Here is a 15,857-nt window from a genome sequence, read left to right on the forward strand (position 1 = left end):
ATAGAAAACGCCCCGAAATTCGGGGCGTTTTTTCAATATATTTTAGATATGATTAGTTTTTCAACTTCACCTCTACACGTCTGTTTTCTTTTTTACCAGCTCTTGTACTGTTACTAGCGATAGGATTAGCTTCACCAAAACCAGAAGCAGTTAATCTATCAGAACTAATACCATTTGCAATTAAGTAATCTCTAACTGCATTTGCTCTTCTATCAGATAATGCTTGATTCATTGATTTAGAACCATCGCTATCAGTATGACCTTCTAAAGAGAAGTTAGCTTGAGGATATTCTTTAAATATTGCAACCATAGATTGTAATACTTGATCCGTTTGTTTTTGAAAAGTTGCTTTACCTGAGTTAAACAAGATAGATCTTGAGTATTCATTTAAAGTCTCCATTACTTCTTCAGTTGGTGCAACTTCAGGACAACCATTGTTTGCCACTGTACCAGCTTCGTTAGGACATTTATCATCTTTATCTAAAACACCGTCACCATCAGTATCAGGCCAAGGACATCCGTTGTTTGCTGCAGGACCTGCTGTATCTGGACATTTATCATCAGCATCAGAAACACCATCACCATCAGTATCAGGACAACCAGCTAATTCTTTAAGACCAGCAACTTCTGGACACTTATCATCTTTATCCATTACACCATCACCGTCAGTATCAGGACAACCATTAAATTCAGCTAAACCTGGAGTATTAGGACAATCATCTTTAGAATCTGGAATTCCATCATTATCAGAATCAGGACAACCGTTGAAGATCTCTAAACCTGCTTCTTCTGGACAAGCATCATCTTTGTCATATATACCATCACCGTCAGTATCAGTACCACCAAATTGAAATACAACTCCAACTGAATGTTGAAAATGCTTAGGTAAGTAATCTTCAAAAGAATGCTTGTAAGTAGAATTAATATCTATACCTAAGTTATCCGAAAACCAAAATTTAAATCCTAAAGTTCCGTTTGCAGTTCCTGCTCCTATTTCGTCTAACCATGTGTAACCACCACCAACTCCTAAATAAGGATCGATAACTTTAGAGTTAATTACATTTTTAAAACTATAAGTAATATTACCATCTAAACCGTAATATGTTAAGTCATCTACAGAATTAGTTGTTTCCTCACCTGTTATTAAATCTACATTAGAACCAAATTTGTCAATTCTATTAATAGAACCTTTTGCAGTAAAAGTAAATCCATCACTAAGGTATCTAGATACTGAAAGCGTTGAAATTGAAGGTAGTATACTCCAATGATCATCTGCATTGAAATACTCGTCAAAATAGTCTCCTTGTGGTGCGTCTTCTCCTACTGGATAAAAGTCAACTGCGTTCGCTCCAAAGCTAAGAGCCCATGGATTGTTCTTATCTTGTGCATTAGATGTGCTAAAACTTGCGATAAGCACTGCGACAAAAAATAATCTGCTAAGATTTTTCATATTAATTAATTTAATTTTAAGTGTTAATTGTTGCAAAAATAGTATGTTAAAATTTATTAACAAAGACAAATATATAAAACTTCTGCCTTTTTGTCCTAGATTAGAGCGTTTGAGTTAAGATTTGAATGGTTTCAGATAACTTTCAATTCTTTACCAACTTTCTTAAATGCAGTTATTGCTTTATCGAGTTGACTTTTATCGTGAGCAGCAGATAGTTGCACTCTAATTCTTGCTTTATCTTTAGGAACGACAGGGTAAAAGAAACCTATAACATAAATACCCTCTTTCAATAGTAAATTTGCCATATTTTGAGAGAGTTTTGCATCATATAACATTACTGGTACAATTGCTGAATCTCCATCTACAATATCGAAACCAGCTTCTTTCATTCCTTTCTTAAAATACTTAGTATTCCAATCTACTTTATCTCTTAAAGTTGTATCATTTTTTAACATATCAAACACCTTAATAGAAGCACCAACAATAGCAGGCGCTAAAGAGTTTGAGAATAAATATGGTCTAGAACGTTGACGCAGCAATTCAATAACTTCTTTTTTCGCTGTAGTGTAGCCACCCATTGCTCCGCCTAATGCCTTTCCAAGTGTTCCTGTAATGATATCAATTCGTCCTAAAACACCTTTTTCTTCTAAAGTCCCAATTCCAGTTTCTCCTATAAAACCAGTAGCATGGCATTCGTCAATCATAACCAAAGCATCATACTTATCCGCTAAATCACAAATTTTATCTAAAGGCGCAACTAAACCATCCATAGAAAATACTCCATCAGTGACAATAATTTTGAAACGTGCGCCATTGGCATTTGCTTCAATTAATTGTGTTTCTAAATCTGCCATATCGTTATTTTGATAACGATATCTGGCCGCTTTACACAACCTAACGCCATCTATAATAGAAGCGTGGTTTAGTGAATCTGAAATTATAGCATCTTCCTTTGTTAATAAAGGCTCAAAAACACCTCCATTAGCATCAAAAGCTGCTGCATATAATATCGTATCTTCTGTACCATAAAAATCAGCAATTTTTCGCTCTAATTCTTTATGAATATCTTGGGTACCACAAATAAAACGCACTGAAGACATCCCAAAACCATGTGTATCCATAGTATCTTTTGCAGCCTGCACAACATCGGGATGAGAGGATAAACCTAAGTAATTATTAGCACAAAAGTTCAATACTTTTTGCCCTGTATTTAAAGTTATCTCGGCTCCTTGTGGTGAAGTAATAATACGCTCTTCTTTAAAAAGACCTGCATCTTTAATAGCTTCTATTTCTTGTTGTAAGTGGTTCTTTATATCTCCGTACATAATTTAATTTTGTTTGATATGGTCAAAGATACTATGAAAAATTAGACTTCTAGAACTTCGATTGTATCATTTATATAAACAAGTAATTTATGCGTAACAGTCAAATTCATCTGATTTAAAACAAATTCGTAATCACTTAATTGAGCGGCGTGAAATGATTTCTGATCTCCTGTTTTATAATCTATAATTATAGCTTCGTTTTTAGAATTGATATTTAATCGGTCTGGTCTTAACTGCTGACCCGAATTGGTAATTATATCACGTTCATTATAAATTCTGAAACCGTCCTTAAAGTATAAAGCTAATTTTGGATGATTTATTACTTGCATCACTAACCTTTCTAATGCCTCTTTATTTTTGGCTGTTATTTCACCAGAAATTAAAAGATTACTAAATGCTAGCTCTAAATCCGTTTTCGTCTTAATTTTTGATAAAATTAAATGCACTAAATTACCGCGCTCAATAGCAACTTCTTGCTGCGTATCCCAAAGTAATCCTGATTTGGTCACAATATTTAAATTATGAGCTTCTTTAGGTACTGATATTAATTTTAGTGGATCGGAAGGGGTTTCTTTCTCTGAAATATTTTGGTTTGGGTTTAAAGTACCAAAACTATAGTTCAACTCGCTGTCATTCCATTTGTTTTCTTTCATTAAGAAATTAATAAACATACCTGCATAAGTATTTCCTTTTACTGCTCCTTTAGCGTCAATATCTTTTTTCGTAATTATATACAATTGCTCGACTGCTCGTGTTAAAACCACATATAACAAATTAATATTGTCTAATTCTAATTCCGATTGATGTCTATTATAAATTAATGCACCTATTTCGCCAAACTCTTCAACATCTTTATTATAATTAAGTAACAATGTACTAAAACCGTTGTGACTTTCTGCTGCAACAGGAAACCAAACCTTTGGCTCTAATTCTCTATAAATATCAAGATCTGCATAAGGAAAGATAACAACAGGAAACTCTAATCCTTTAGATTTATGGATGGTCATAATCTGAACCGCATTCATGTTCTCTGGGGTTACCACACTTAAAGTATCTTCTTTCTTTTCAAAATAATTAACAAAAGCAGACACATCAGAATTTTGTTTTTGTGTAAATTCTAAAACAACATCTAAGTAAAATTGAAGATAAGCATCTGAATTTTTGTTAAGATTAAATAAGCGTACTACATGCTCTACTAACTCGTATAACGGTAATTGAAGGCATTGGTTTTTATCAATAAAAAGATCAATATTCCTTAACTCTAGAAACATATCATCAAGATCTTTCTTAAGGTAGGTTGTAAAAAACAAGTGTTTATCTTCTGCCTGATATTGTTCTGCTAAATAAGAAAGCACATCTATTTTAAGACGGTCATTATCGGGCTGAATGAGCAGTTTTAAAAAAGAATTTATAAAGATAACTTTATCTGAATTTTTTAACAATAAGGTCTCAGAAGAGGTTATTTTAATACCATTATCATTTAAAAAACTAGCTATCGCAACACCTTCCTTCCTTTTTCTTACTAAAACACAAATATCATCTAAAGGAAAACCGTTGCGCTCACATTCCTTAATAGTTTCTAAAACTTGATCCGCATACATCTCATGGATATCATCCTCTTTTTGTACATCTAAAAAATTAAGATTTACATAACCTTCTGATTTATTATGCGTGTTTTGTTTCGCCTTTTTATAAAGATCAGCATAAGTACTTTCGCTAAAGGCCGTTTCACTTAAATATTTAAAAAATGAATTATTAAATTCAATAACAGCTTTAGCACTCCGGTAATTGGTTTCTAAGGGTAAAACTTCGGCGGCAAGCTGAAACGGCTGATCTATTTTATTATAAAGTTTAATAAATTGTTCAGCCTCACCACCTCTCCATCTGTAAATTGCTTGTTTTGCATCGCCAACCAACATTGCAGAACCATTAACCGCAGAAAGAGCATTCTCTAACAAAGGGACTAAATTTTCCCATTGCATATTAGAAGTATCCTGAAATTCATCAATAAAATAATGCTTAAATTTTTCTCCTAAGCGTTCATAAATAAAAGGTGTTGGTTGATTTTTTATTTCATTACTGATGATAGAATTAAATTCTGAAATCAGCATTTTATTCTGATCAGACTTTAGGATATCCAGTTCATTTTGTATGGCATTTAAAACTGAAAGTGGTATGATATTTCGGTAAAAGCCTTTTTTAAGTTTTAATTTAAAAATAAATGTTTTAATATCTGAAAATGCTTGTGCTAATTGCGGTTGAATGCTATCAATAACCGATGCTATATCATCCTTAACACGTTTGGGATATAAAGCATTTCCTTCCACCAAAGTATTTTGCCAAGCCGTATCAAACGATATACTAAATGCTTTAACACTTACTTTTTTAAAGAATTTAGGAAGATAACTACCACTAAAATCGTTGTATTGTAACCCGCTCTCATCAATTAAAGTTAAAGCTTTATTTGCTGTAACAATTAATGTTTCTTCTATCTCTGTAACCTCTTTAGCTAATTGCTGTTTTAAAACTTTAAAATCATCAAGTGTTTTTTCTTTCAAAGCGTTAATGGCAAAAAGATCATTCTCATTCACTAATAATTTCGAAATTTTATTAAAATCGAAACTAATATCCCAACTTTTATCGTCGTCAGCTTTTTCTATCGCAAAATCGACTAATACTTTAGTTAAGGCTTTGTCTCTTCCAGCTTTCGCTATTAAACTATCTACAGCTTCACTTAAAAGTCGTCCTTGATCTAATTCTACTTCAAAATTTATAGGTAATTTTAAGTCGTGCGCAAAAGTTCTAATCACTCGGTGTGTAAAACCATCAATTGTAGAAATATCGAAGGCACCATAATTGTGAATAATATGCTTTAAAACCTGCTTCGATTTGCTATGCAGTACTTCAGGTATTATACTTAACTCTTCACAAATAGCAACAAACATCGGATTTGGATGCGTTAAACTCTCTTCTTTAGAAAAAGATTTAAGCATATCTATTATCCGTTCTTTCATTTCGCCTACTGCTTTATTAGTAAACGTAATGGCTAAAATGGACTTAAATTGGTCGTTACTCTTAGATTGAATTAAGATTTTTAAATAGGCTTTTGCTAGTGTAAAGGTTTTTCCACTACCAGCAGAAGCGTTGTATATTTTAAAGGCTGAATTTTGCAAAAGATAATTTTTATACCAAAATAGGCAATCTTAATAGTTTATTAAGAGAAATTAAGACACAAAATTGTAAATTTGAGTTCAAGGAATTTATTAACCAATTAAAAACATAAATATTATGGCTTTCGAATTACCGAAATTAAAATATGCTTATGATGCTTTAGAACCGAATATTGATGCTCGCACAATGGAGATTCATCATACTAAACATCACCAAGGCTACACAAATAAATTAAACGCAGCAATTGAAGGAACTGATCTAGAAGGTAAAACTATAGAAAATATTCTTATCAACTTAGATACAGATAACAAAGCAGTACGAAATAATGGTGGCGGATTTTACAACCACTCATTATTTTGGGACGTAATGAACCCTGAAGGAAAGGGTCGTTTATCTGGAGACTTAAAAGATGCTATTGAAGCAGAATTTGGTTCTTTTGAGGCATTTAAAGATGCATTTTCTAGTGCAGCAGCAACACGTTTTGGTTCTGGTTGGGCCTGGTTATGTGTACATGAAGGTGGAAAAGTTGAAGTTTGTTCTACAGCAAACCAAGACAATCCATTAATGCCAGGAATTGGTTGTGAAGGAACTCCAATTTTAGGTTTAGATGTATGGGAACATGCTTACTACTTAAACTACCAAAATAAAAGACCAGAATATATTGAAGCTTTCTTTAATGTAATTAACTGGAACGAAGTTGAGCGTCGTTACGCTGAAGCTAAATAATTTTTTAGTTTCATTTATTTAGACTTATAAAGAGAATCCGAACATTTAAATGTTCGGATTTTTTTATTTGTCTTATTTGAATTACCTACGTGAAATAATTTAGAGATATCACAAAACAGTTTCTATAATATATTTCTGATCTCTAAATTTAATCTCATCTCCAACACTCTTAGACAATAACAATTGTGCAATTGGTGTTACCGCAGAAATTGCATAATAAGACACATTATCTATCATAATTTCACCAGCGCTTATTGCAATAAAATAATTAGATGTGCTTGTTTTTACTACACTACCAAACGCCACTTTATTGTGCTTTGATTCTATATTTATTTTATGAAGAATTTGCTTCTGATTTTCGATTTCAGATAACTGATGACCTGCTTTTTCACGTTCTAACTGCAACATCGCTCTTCCTGTTTCGTGTTTGTCGCCTGCGCTACTTTTGGTTTCAGATTCTAATGAATATTGAATATCTGATATCGCTTTATTTACCGTTAACAATCGGTTATCAACAAACTCTATGCATGCGTTATATAATGCTTCTTTAATAATCATTCTTTAGGCTTTAGATTTAATGTTCCGTAGTATCGCATCTGCTTCACAATCCACTGTTTTCGTTTTTGAATATAAGCAGATGCCGGATTTGCTTTATAACTTCTAGGGTTTGGTAACACAGCAACTATTGCTGCGGCTTCATAAGGACCTAAATTAGCTGCTGATTTCTTAAACCAATGTTTCGCAGCAGCTTCTACCCCATAAACTCCTTTCCCCATTTCAATACTGTTTAAATACACCTCTAAAATACGCTCCTTACTCCAGATTGTTTCAATTAAAAAAGTAAAATAGGCTTCTAAGCCTTTACGCAACCAACTTCGTTCTGGCCATAAAAACACATTCTTTGCCGTTTGCTGACTTATGGTACTTCCGCCTTTAATACGTTTTCCTTTTTTATTGTATTCATAAGCTTTTTCAATCGCTTCTAAATCAAATCCATTGTGGTTTACAAATTTTTGATCTTCACTACAAATCACTGCCAATTGCATGTTTTTTGAAATGTCTTCCATTGGCACCCAATTATGTTTCCAAAGCTCTGTTTCTTCAGTGTTTTCGAAATATCGAATCACCATAAGTGGTGTAATAAGAACAGGAACATATTTAAATAATACCACTGAACCAACTGAAATTATAATGCTCCAAATAAATAATTTTGCTAAAAATCGAAAAATTCTCTTCATCCCTTAATCTAATAAATCTGCTAATTGTTTTCCTATTGTGCTTCCTATCGCAATCCCCATACCACCTAAACGCACACCACAAAACACATTATTAGACAACTGTTTTACTATTGCTTTTTTCTGTTTACCGACTCCCATAATACCAGACCATCGATGCTCAATTTCAAAATTTGTTTGAGGCAATATTGTTGTTTTTAATAATTCTTCAAGTTTATTTTGAATGAGATGTGTTTCTCCAAATTGAGTAGTTTCTTCCGTTTTAAAATCTAGATTTCTCCCTCCTCCTAACAAGATTCTATTGTCTATATTTCTAAAATAGTAATACCCTTCATCTAAATGAAATGTTCCTTTTATATGCAAATTATCTATTGGTTTGGTAATTAAAACTTGCGCTCTAGCTGGTTTAACTTTTGGTAGGTCTAAATCCTTAGCAAATCCATTTGTTGCAATAAAGAGTTTTTTTGTTGAAAACGTAAAATGATTTGTATTTAATTTTACAGAATCTGCATCCCCCGAAAAAGAATCTACAGTACAATTATTTAGTATTTTTATTCCTAGAGACTGCACCTTGTAAAGTAAAGCATCCATCATTTTACCAGTATCAATCTGACCTTCAAAAGAATTAAAACTATATGTAGATTTTATCTTTTTAAAGCCAAAATTGTTTTCCTTAAAAGAAAACACTTCAGCTTTAAACAATGGAAGTAAAAGTTGATTGATATATTCTTGTCTCTCAATACATAAATTGTACAATGCATCATCAGAGTCTAAGAACAATTCATAACCGCCAAGATTTTGATAATCTATAGTATTATCGCCCAAGATTGTACGAAGTAAATGAAGTCCCTCTATTCGTTTTTTAATTAATTCTAAGACTTCTGCCTCTGAATGATGATTTAAATCGTTTACAATTTCACTTAAACTTCCAAAACATGTAAAACCTGCATTTTTAGTACTCGCCCCTTGTGGAAGCATTCCTTTTTCAATAATTAGAATCTTAGAATTTGGAAATCGTTGTTTTAATTGTAAAGCACAATTAAGGCCTACAATGCCGCTACCAACAATTGTATAATCGATGTTAGTTAACCAGTTTTTTATTTCCCAATATGATAAGTTCATAAGATAAAAAAAGCCCCTAAAGTTAGGAGCTTTTTCAACTATAATTTAATTTTTAATCAACTATAATTTTCTTAGTTACTTTTTGTGAACCATCTATAATAGTTAATAAATAGACACCCGATTGTGCGTTGTTAAGTTGAATAGTTTTATTAAAGCTTCCTATATTATTAAATTTCTGATTGTAAATAGAACGACCTCTTATATCATAGACATCAATAGCAATATTTTCACTAGACCTAGGATTAAACTTGATATTAAATTCGCCATTATTTGGATTAGGATAAATACTTAAAGCTTCTAACTCATTATCTTGTAAAGATAAATTTGTTGTATTACAAAATTCTACTGACCAACTATTTAACACCCCTGTATCTCCTGAAAAGAAATCGGCTATTAAGATGCTCCAATCTCCTTGGGAGTTTAAACCACTAAACTCAGATAATGGCTCAGACGGGCTATATGCATTTCCTACTCCTGTAAAATCACAGTCTATATCAGCTGCTTCATCGTCAAACTGAATATTAATATTGTCTGAACTGCTACAGTTTCCAATCCATACATCAACCTCTGTAGTACCGTTTGGATGTATTAGTCTTACTAATAAATCACCTACGTAAGTATGATCGATATCTACGTTAAGCTTAAGTGATTCTATTGTGAAGTTATCAGGAACGTTGATTACGTTTTCTAAAGGTACTCCGTTTACACCAGATGTTGTACCTGTACCATCTGCAATAGCTTCATTAACATTGTTTGCACTATAAGTTGTACAATCTAAACTTGCTCCAATTGAAATGTTTTCAGTATTTAAATTAAAAAATATTCCATTTGCTGCTTCTACCATAATTCTGCAATTAACAGAAGAAACGTTAGGTACTACAATATCGTAAGAACCATTATTTGCTACATTAGAAGCCAAAATGGTATCAAAGTTTTCTCCATCTGTTGCTAATAAAATATTAACATTAGCTTCATTTACACCGTTTGCTGTCGTACCAGCAACATCCCATGTTACTGTTTGCGTACTACCTACACTCCAGGTCTGACCAGATGTATTTTGAGACGTAACTATAAACGGACCGGCTGCAGCAACATTAGTAATAGTCATTTCATCTGAGTCGGTCTGGCCTCCTCTAGCGTCATTATCCCTAACGGTTAACATAAAATCGATACTTCTATTTACGCTAGATAATTTCTCCCATGTTGTAGAAGTACCTCCATTAGTTAATACATCCGAAAGTTGTGGCACATATCTTGTTGAGTTTTCAGTACCTTCAAAAGATCTAACTAAAGGTCCTGTAGTAATTGTTTCTGTTGGTAAGCCGGCTGAACCCAAATCGTATTGTTCCCAAGTATAAGTTAGAGTCTCTGTACCATCTACATCAGTAGAATTACTTCCATCTAACTTATAAGGTGTTCCTTGAGGTATTGTATAGTTGGCTCCTGCATTTGCAACTGGCTCTGTATTACCTGTAGATGTTCTATTTACAGGACAAGAACCTGTACTAGTAACATGAGACCAAATTCGATTAATACTACCTTGGTGAAAATAAGCATCACTATTATTTTGTACATTATCAGATCCACAAATACCTGCATAAGCCATAATTGTTGAACCACTACCTGGCTCATAGGCATTTGCTCCAGAGCGGTTTCCTCCGGAACAACTACCAATGGTTCCATTAAAAGTATGAGGCGCACCAAATTGATGTCCTAATTCATGTGCAACAAAATCGATATCAAAAGCATCACCTACAGGTTGAGAAATTCCAGTAACCCCTCTTGCTTTAAAATTATTATTACACGTTACTCCAAGACTCGCTAATCCACCTGCTCCAGTACTAAACGTATGCCCTATATCATAACCCCCAGATGTGATAGCAGCATTAATAATAGATTGACTTTGACCTATTAAGATACTCTCATTGTCATTATTAAAATCATCTGTATCACCGTCTGTGTATATTATCGCTTCATTATTATCAATCAAGGTTAAAGTAATTGATAAGTCGCGCTCAAAAACACTATTAACTCTAGTTAATGTTACAACAATTGCAGCCATAGCATCTGCCACTGTACCACCATGAAACTGCGTATATTCGCCAGTACAAGCAACAGCTATACGGTAATTTCTTAGAGTACCATCGTTAGCGTTTCTTGCTGACGGTGTCTCAAAACTAGTTGTATCTAAAAGTGAATCATTGTCTATAACCCCACATTCAAATTCAGAATTTTTTTCCATCAAATCCTTTTTAGAATAAACCGTATAGATATCTCCTACTTTAGTAAATGGATCAATGAATTGTGTGCCATTAGATGTTCCCAAAAACATAGCATGAAATCCTTTTGAAGTTATACTAAACCTAATAATCTCTGTTGGGTTATCTACACCTTGACCAGCGTAGCTTCGCATATCAGGATACTTAGCCTGAAGCTCTGACTCCATAACGGAAGCTTCAAACACTTTAAATTTACTAAGCTTACCTTCTGAGTTTGGAAAAGAAATAATTGTATTACCGATATTCTCTCTATTTCCTACCTGAGCTAATGTATTTCTTAGATTTTCAAGATTTAGATGAAAAAATTTTTCTTTCTGAAGTTCTATTTTCCTTACGACCTGTTGAGACTGTTTTGCTTTTTCAGCATTTACACTCGTCCATAATTGAGTTGAATTTTGACCTTGAGCGGATATTGAAATAAGCACAATGATAACAGTGCTAATTTTTAAAGCGTAGTTTTTAAGCATATATTATTTTTTAATAGTTCATAAAGTTACGTTAATTATATTAAAATGTTCACTTACCCATAAATCCCACGTATTCCTAATACCTTTTAAAACAAAAAAACCCAAACTTTTACGTTTGGGTTTTAATTTATTCTTCAATCTCTTTTTCTAATACAAAGTCTTCCATAAACTTGGTGGTGTAATTACCCGCTAAGTAATCTGGATGATCCATCAGTTGCCTGTGGAAAGGTATTGTTGTTTTAATCCCCTCTATTACAAACTCGTCTAATGCACGCTTCATTTTATTGATAGCCTCTTCTCTTGTTTGAGCTGTTGTTATCAACTTTGCAATCATAGAATCATAATTAGGTGGAATAGTATAACCTGCATAAACATGAGTATCTAAACGCACTCCATGTCCGCCTGGTGCATGTAATGTAGTTATCCTTCCTGGTGAAGGTCTAAAATCATTAAATGGATCTTCAGCATTAATTCTACATTCTATAGAGTGCAAGTTTGGCGTATAGTTTTTACCAGAAATTGGCACACCTGCTGCTACTAATATTTGCTCACGGATAAGATCAAAATCAATAACTTGTTCTGTTATTGGATGCTCTACCTGAATACGTGTATTCATTTCCATGAAGTAGAAGTTTCTATGTTTATCTACTAAAAATTCAACTGTTCCTGCACCTTCATACTTAATAAACTCTGCAGCTTTAACAGCAGCTTTACCCATTTTATTTCTCAATTTATCAGTCATAAATGGAGAAGGCACTTCTTCTGTTAGTTTTTGGTGACGTCTCTGAATAGAACAATCTCGTTCTGATAAGTGACATGCTTTACCGTTAGCATCACCAACAATTTGTATTTCTATGTGGCGAGGCTCTTCAATAAGCTTCTCCATATACATATCATCATTTCCGAAAGCAGCTTTAGATTCTGAACGTGCGGATTCCCAAGCATTCTCTAGATCTTCTGGTTTCCAAACGGCACGCATACCTTTTCCACCACCACCTGCAGAAGCTTTAAGCATTACAGGGTAACCTGTCTGTTTAGCTACTTTTACACATTCTTCAAAAGTTTCAATGATTCCTTCACTACCTGGTACACATGGTACACCAGCAGCTTTCATTGTAGCTTTAGCATTGGCTTTATCTCCCATTCGGTTAATCATCTCTTCTGATGCACCGATGAATTTTATACCATGCTCTTCACAAATTTTTGAAAATTTAGCATTTTCAGACAAAAAACCATAACCTGGGTGAATGGCATCTGCATTTGTAATTTCTGCTGCTGCAATAATATTAGACATCTTAAGATAAGACTCACTACTAGGTGGCGGTCCTATACAAACGGCTTCGTCTGCAAACTTAACAGGCAAACTATCTGCATCTACAGTAGAGTATACTGCCACAGTTTTAATGCCCATTTCTTTACAGGTTCTGATAACTCTTAGTGCTATCTCACCTCTATTGGCAATTAATATTTTTTTAAACATAACTTTCTAATATTTAAAATTTCAAATTCCAAATCCCTAGTTTAAAGGAATCTTGTTTTGGAATTTTAAATTTGGTTATGAAGGATCAACTAAAAATAATGGTTGATCAAATTCTACAGGTGAAGAGTCATCTACTAATACTTTCACAATTTTACCAGAAATTTCTGATTCAATCTCATTGAACAACTTCATTGCCTCAATAACACAAAGTACATCACCTTCTTTTATATCCGTACCTACTTCAACAAAGACAGGTTTGTCTGGAGATGGCTTACGATAAAACGTACCAATAATTGGTGATTTTATAGTAATATATTTTGAATCTTCAGTCGATGCTGCTACAGGCGCCGCTTCTGCTGTTGGTACCGCAGTTTGCATTGGCATTTGTTGCTGTGGCATAGCTGCTGTATGCATTGGGACTTGTTGTACTATTGTAGTCTCGTTTTCAGAACCTGTTCTAATAGTAATTTTAATATCGTCCATTTCTAACTTAACTTCACTTGCACCAGATTTAGCTACAAATTTTATTAAGTTTTGAATTTCTTTTATATCCATAATATTAAGATATTTTGTTAGTTAGTTTTTCGTTAGGAGTTATAGGCCCATTTAAAATAAATTGAACCCCAAGTAAATCCACCACCAAAGGCAGCAAATATTATTTTGTCACCTTTTTTAAGTTGTGACTCGAAATCAAATAGTAATAAAGGTAATGTTGCAGAAGTAGTGTTACCGTACTTCTCTATATTCATCAGAACTTTGTCTGCGTCTAGATTTATTCTGTTAGCTGTAGCATCTATAATGCGCTTATTAGCTTGGTGTGCTGCAAGCCAAGAAATGTCATCGTTAGTTAGACTATTTCTTTTCATAATCTTTTCAGCTACATCTGCCATATTAAATACCGCATTTTTAAATACGGTTTTCCCGTCTTGGAATACATAATGTTTTCCTTCGTCGAAAGTTTCTTTAGTTATAGGGTAAGAAGATCCACCATAAGTAGCTTGTAAAAAGTCTCTTCCTTCTCCATCACTTCTTAATAACTCATCTTGTAATCCTAAACCTTCTTCATTTGGTTCAAAAAGTACAGCTCCAGCTCCATCACCAAATATGATGCAAGTTGCTCTGTCTTTATAATTAATAAATGAAGAGTTTTTATCTGCTCCTATTAAAAGAATTTTTTTATAACGACCAGCTTCTATGTAAGCTGCTGCAGTAGACATTCCGAATAGGAAACTAGAACATGCTGCTTCTAAATCGAAAGAAAATGCATTTACGGCTCCAATTTGTGTGGCTGTATAGGCAGCTGTTGAAGCGGCTTTCATGTCTGGTGATGCTGTACAGACAATCACCAATTCGATCTCCTTTGGATCTAAGCCTTTTTTCTGAATAAGATCTTCAGCTGCTTTTATGGCTAGGAATGATGTTCCTTTTCCTTCTTCTTTTAGAATTCTTCGCTCCTTTATACCTGTCCTCGAGGTAATCCATTCGTCATTGGTCTCAACCATTGTTTCTAGTATTTTGTTAGTTAAAACATACTCAGGAACATAGCCTCCGACAGCTGTAATTGCCGCTGTGATTTTACTCATTATTAGCTTTTAGATTAATTAAAAGTATGAAAAATTGACAAAATCAGGTACGGTTTATTCAACTTTCCTTGGTTTTGACAAATTTGACAAACGTAAATAGGAACGCAAAGTAAATGGTTTTTGCTGTATTGAAAAAATAATAACAAAAAAAACGCTCACAAAGGAGCGTTTTCTTGTATGCATGCATAGTACTTATGCTACATTTTCTTCTTCAACAGAGTTGTCAATAAGAACTTGACCTCTGTAATATAATTTACCATCATGCCAATGAGCTCTATGGTATAAATGTGGCTCACCAGTTGTTGGGCAAGTTGCTATTTGAGGTACAGAAGCTTTGTAATGTGTTCTTCTTTTATCTCTTCTTGTTTTCGAAATTTTACGCTTTGGATGTGCCATTTTAAATGTTATTTATCCGTTAATAGTTTTTTTAAATTATCCCAACGAGGATCAATATCCTCTGATGATTTTGCTTTTTGATCCTCACTTGGACTCAATTCTTCTAATTTTGAAAGTATATCGGACTGTAATGTACCGTCTTCTATACCTGGATGGACTCTTTTTATAGGAACCGCTAAAATAATTAACTCATATATATATTGAGCTATATTAATTTCATACTCACCATGTGCAACAATTAGAATGTCTTCATTCTCATCATTGTACTCATCACCAAACTTTACGACTAATTTAAAATTATCGTTAATAGCTTGATCATATGGTTCATTCGTAATATCACAATTTAGATTTATTGACCCTTTTGCCGAAAAATACAACTCAAAAAAAGTTGATTTCTTGTCAAATTTGAGATCAATTACTACGTCTACTGCGTTAAATTCATCATATTCAAAATGCTCAAAGAACGTGTTATCAATTTGATAATCAAAATGGTGCTCTCCTATTTTTAATCCTACAAAAGGGATAGTATAAGATTTTAATGCCTTCATTATCACATTCAATTTGAGCGTGCAAATATATAAATTTTTATTAACTTAAAGCCTAGATATCAACAAATTTTGTTT

Annotated in this window: 13 protein-coding genes; 1 reads left to right on the forward strand and 12 read right to left on the reverse strand. The window is 33.3% G+C overall.

The features are described from left to right. Positions 1 to 52 precede the first annotated feature (52 nt). The 3 genes from HM985_RS06280 to HM985_RS06290 all read right to left on the reverse strand — a co-directional run bounded on the left by HM985_RS06280 (position 53) and on the right by HM985_RS06290 (position 5,948). Positions 53 to 1,450, reverse strand: a complete 1,398-nt coding sequence (locus HM985_RS06280; RefSeq protein WP_179375424.1) for an OmpA family protein — start codon at positions 1,448 to 1,450, stop codon at positions 53 to 55. Between the two features lie 131 nt (positions 1,451 to 1,581). Beyond that, positions 1,582 to 2,775, reverse strand: a complete 1,194-nt coding sequence (gene kbl / locus HM985_RS06285; protein WP_179375425.1) for a glycine C-acetyltransferase — start codon at positions 2,773 to 2,775, stop codon at positions 1,582 to 1,584. A 41-nt stretch (positions 2,776 to 2,816) separates the two neighbouring features. Beyond that, positions 2,817 to 5,948 (reverse strand): UvrD-helicase domain-containing protein, encoded by a 3,132-nt coding sequence (locus HM985_RS06290; protein ID WP_179375426.1) that lies wholly within the window; start codon positions 5,946 to 5,948, stop codon positions 2,817 to 2,819. 115 nt (positions 5,949 to 6,063) lie between these two features. Between HM985_RS06290 and HM985_RS06295 the strand changes: the two genes are divergently transcribed. Continuing rightward, on the forward strand, positions 6,064 to 6,672 hold the full coding sequence (locus HM985_RS06295) for a superoxide dismutase (protein ID WP_179375427.1): 609 nt from the start codon (positions 6,064 to 6,066) through the stop codon (positions 6,670 to 6,672). A gap of 108 nt (positions 6,673 to 6,780) precedes the next feature. On the opposite strand, the gene HM985_RS06300 is transcribed toward HM985_RS06295, so the two are convergent. The 9 genes from HM985_RS06300 to HM985_RS06340 all read right to left on the reverse strand — a co-directional run bounded on the left by HM985_RS06300 (position 6,781) and on the right by HM985_RS06340 (position 15,782). Beyond that, complete coding sequence (locus tag HM985_RS06300; RefSeq protein ID WP_179375428.1) at positions 6,781 to 7,230, reverse strand: 3-oxoacyl-ACP synthase; 450 nt, start codon at positions 7,228 to 7,230, stop codon at positions 6,781 to 6,783. Next, the gene (gene mtgA / locus HM985_RS06305) at positions 7,227 to 7,910 is read right to left on the reverse strand and encodes a monofunctional biosynthetic peptidoglycan transglycosylase (RefSeq protein WP_179375429.1); all 684 of its coding nucleotides are present in this window, start codon (positions 7,908 to 7,910) and stop codon (positions 7,227 to 7,229) included. The genes HM985_RS06300 and mtgA overlap by 4 nt, the downstream gene beginning before the upstream one ends. Before the next feature lie 3 nt (positions 7,911 to 7,913). Then, a complete protein-coding gene (locus HM985_RS06310; RefSeq protein WP_179375430.1) occupies positions 7,914 to 9,029 on the reverse strand; it encodes an NAD(P)/FAD-dependent oxidoreductase in 1,116 nt (371 codons plus the stop codon). 52 nt (positions 9,030 to 9,081) lie between these two features. Next, the gene (locus HM985_RS06315; protein ID WP_179375431.1) at positions 9,082 to 11,775 is read right to left on the reverse strand and encodes a zinc-dependent metalloprotease; all 2,694 of its coding nucleotides are present in this window, start codon (positions 11,773 to 11,775) and stop codon (positions 9,082 to 9,084) included. A gap of 127 nt (positions 11,776 to 11,902) precedes the next feature. After that, positions 11,903 to 13,255: an acetyl-CoA carboxylase biotin carboxylase subunit gene (gene accC / locus HM985_RS06320; RefSeq protein WP_179375432.1), complete on the reverse strand. Its 1,353-nt coding sequence runs from the start codon at positions 13,253 to 13,255 to the stop codon at positions 11,903 to 11,905. Positions 13,256 to 13,330: 75 nt separating this feature from the next. Next, a complete protein-coding gene (gene accB / locus HM985_RS06325) occupies positions 13,331 to 13,810 on the reverse strand; it encodes an acetyl-CoA carboxylase biotin carboxyl carrier protein (protein WP_179375433.1) in 480 nt (159 codons plus the stop codon). A 32-nt stretch (positions 13,811 to 13,842) separates the two neighbouring features. Beyond that, positions 13,843 to 14,838, reverse strand: a complete 996-nt coding sequence (locus tag HM985_RS06330) for a beta-ketoacyl-ACP synthase III (RefSeq protein ID WP_179375434.1) — start codon at positions 14,836 to 14,838, stop codon at positions 13,843 to 13,845. 192 nt (positions 14,839 to 15,030) lie between these two features. Next, complete coding sequence (gene rpmF / locus HM985_RS06335) at positions 15,031 to 15,234, reverse strand: 50S ribosomal protein L32 (protein WP_114308164.1); 204 nt, start codon at positions 15,232 to 15,234, stop codon at positions 15,031 to 15,033. An 8-nt stretch (positions 15,235 to 15,242) separates the two neighbouring features. Next, complete coding sequence (locus tag HM985_RS06340; protein WP_179375435.1) at positions 15,243 to 15,782, reverse strand: YceD family protein; 540 nt, start codon at positions 15,780 to 15,782, stop codon at positions 15,243 to 15,245. Between the last annotated feature and the right edge of the window lie 75 nt (positions 15,783 to 15,857).

The sequence above is a fragment of the Winogradskyella wichelsiae genome (genome assembly GCF_013403925.1).
In the GTDB taxonomy this organism is placed as follows: domain Bacteria; phylum Bacteroidota; class Bacteroidia; order Flavobacteriales; family Flavobacteriaceae; genus Winogradskyella; species Winogradskyella wichelsiae.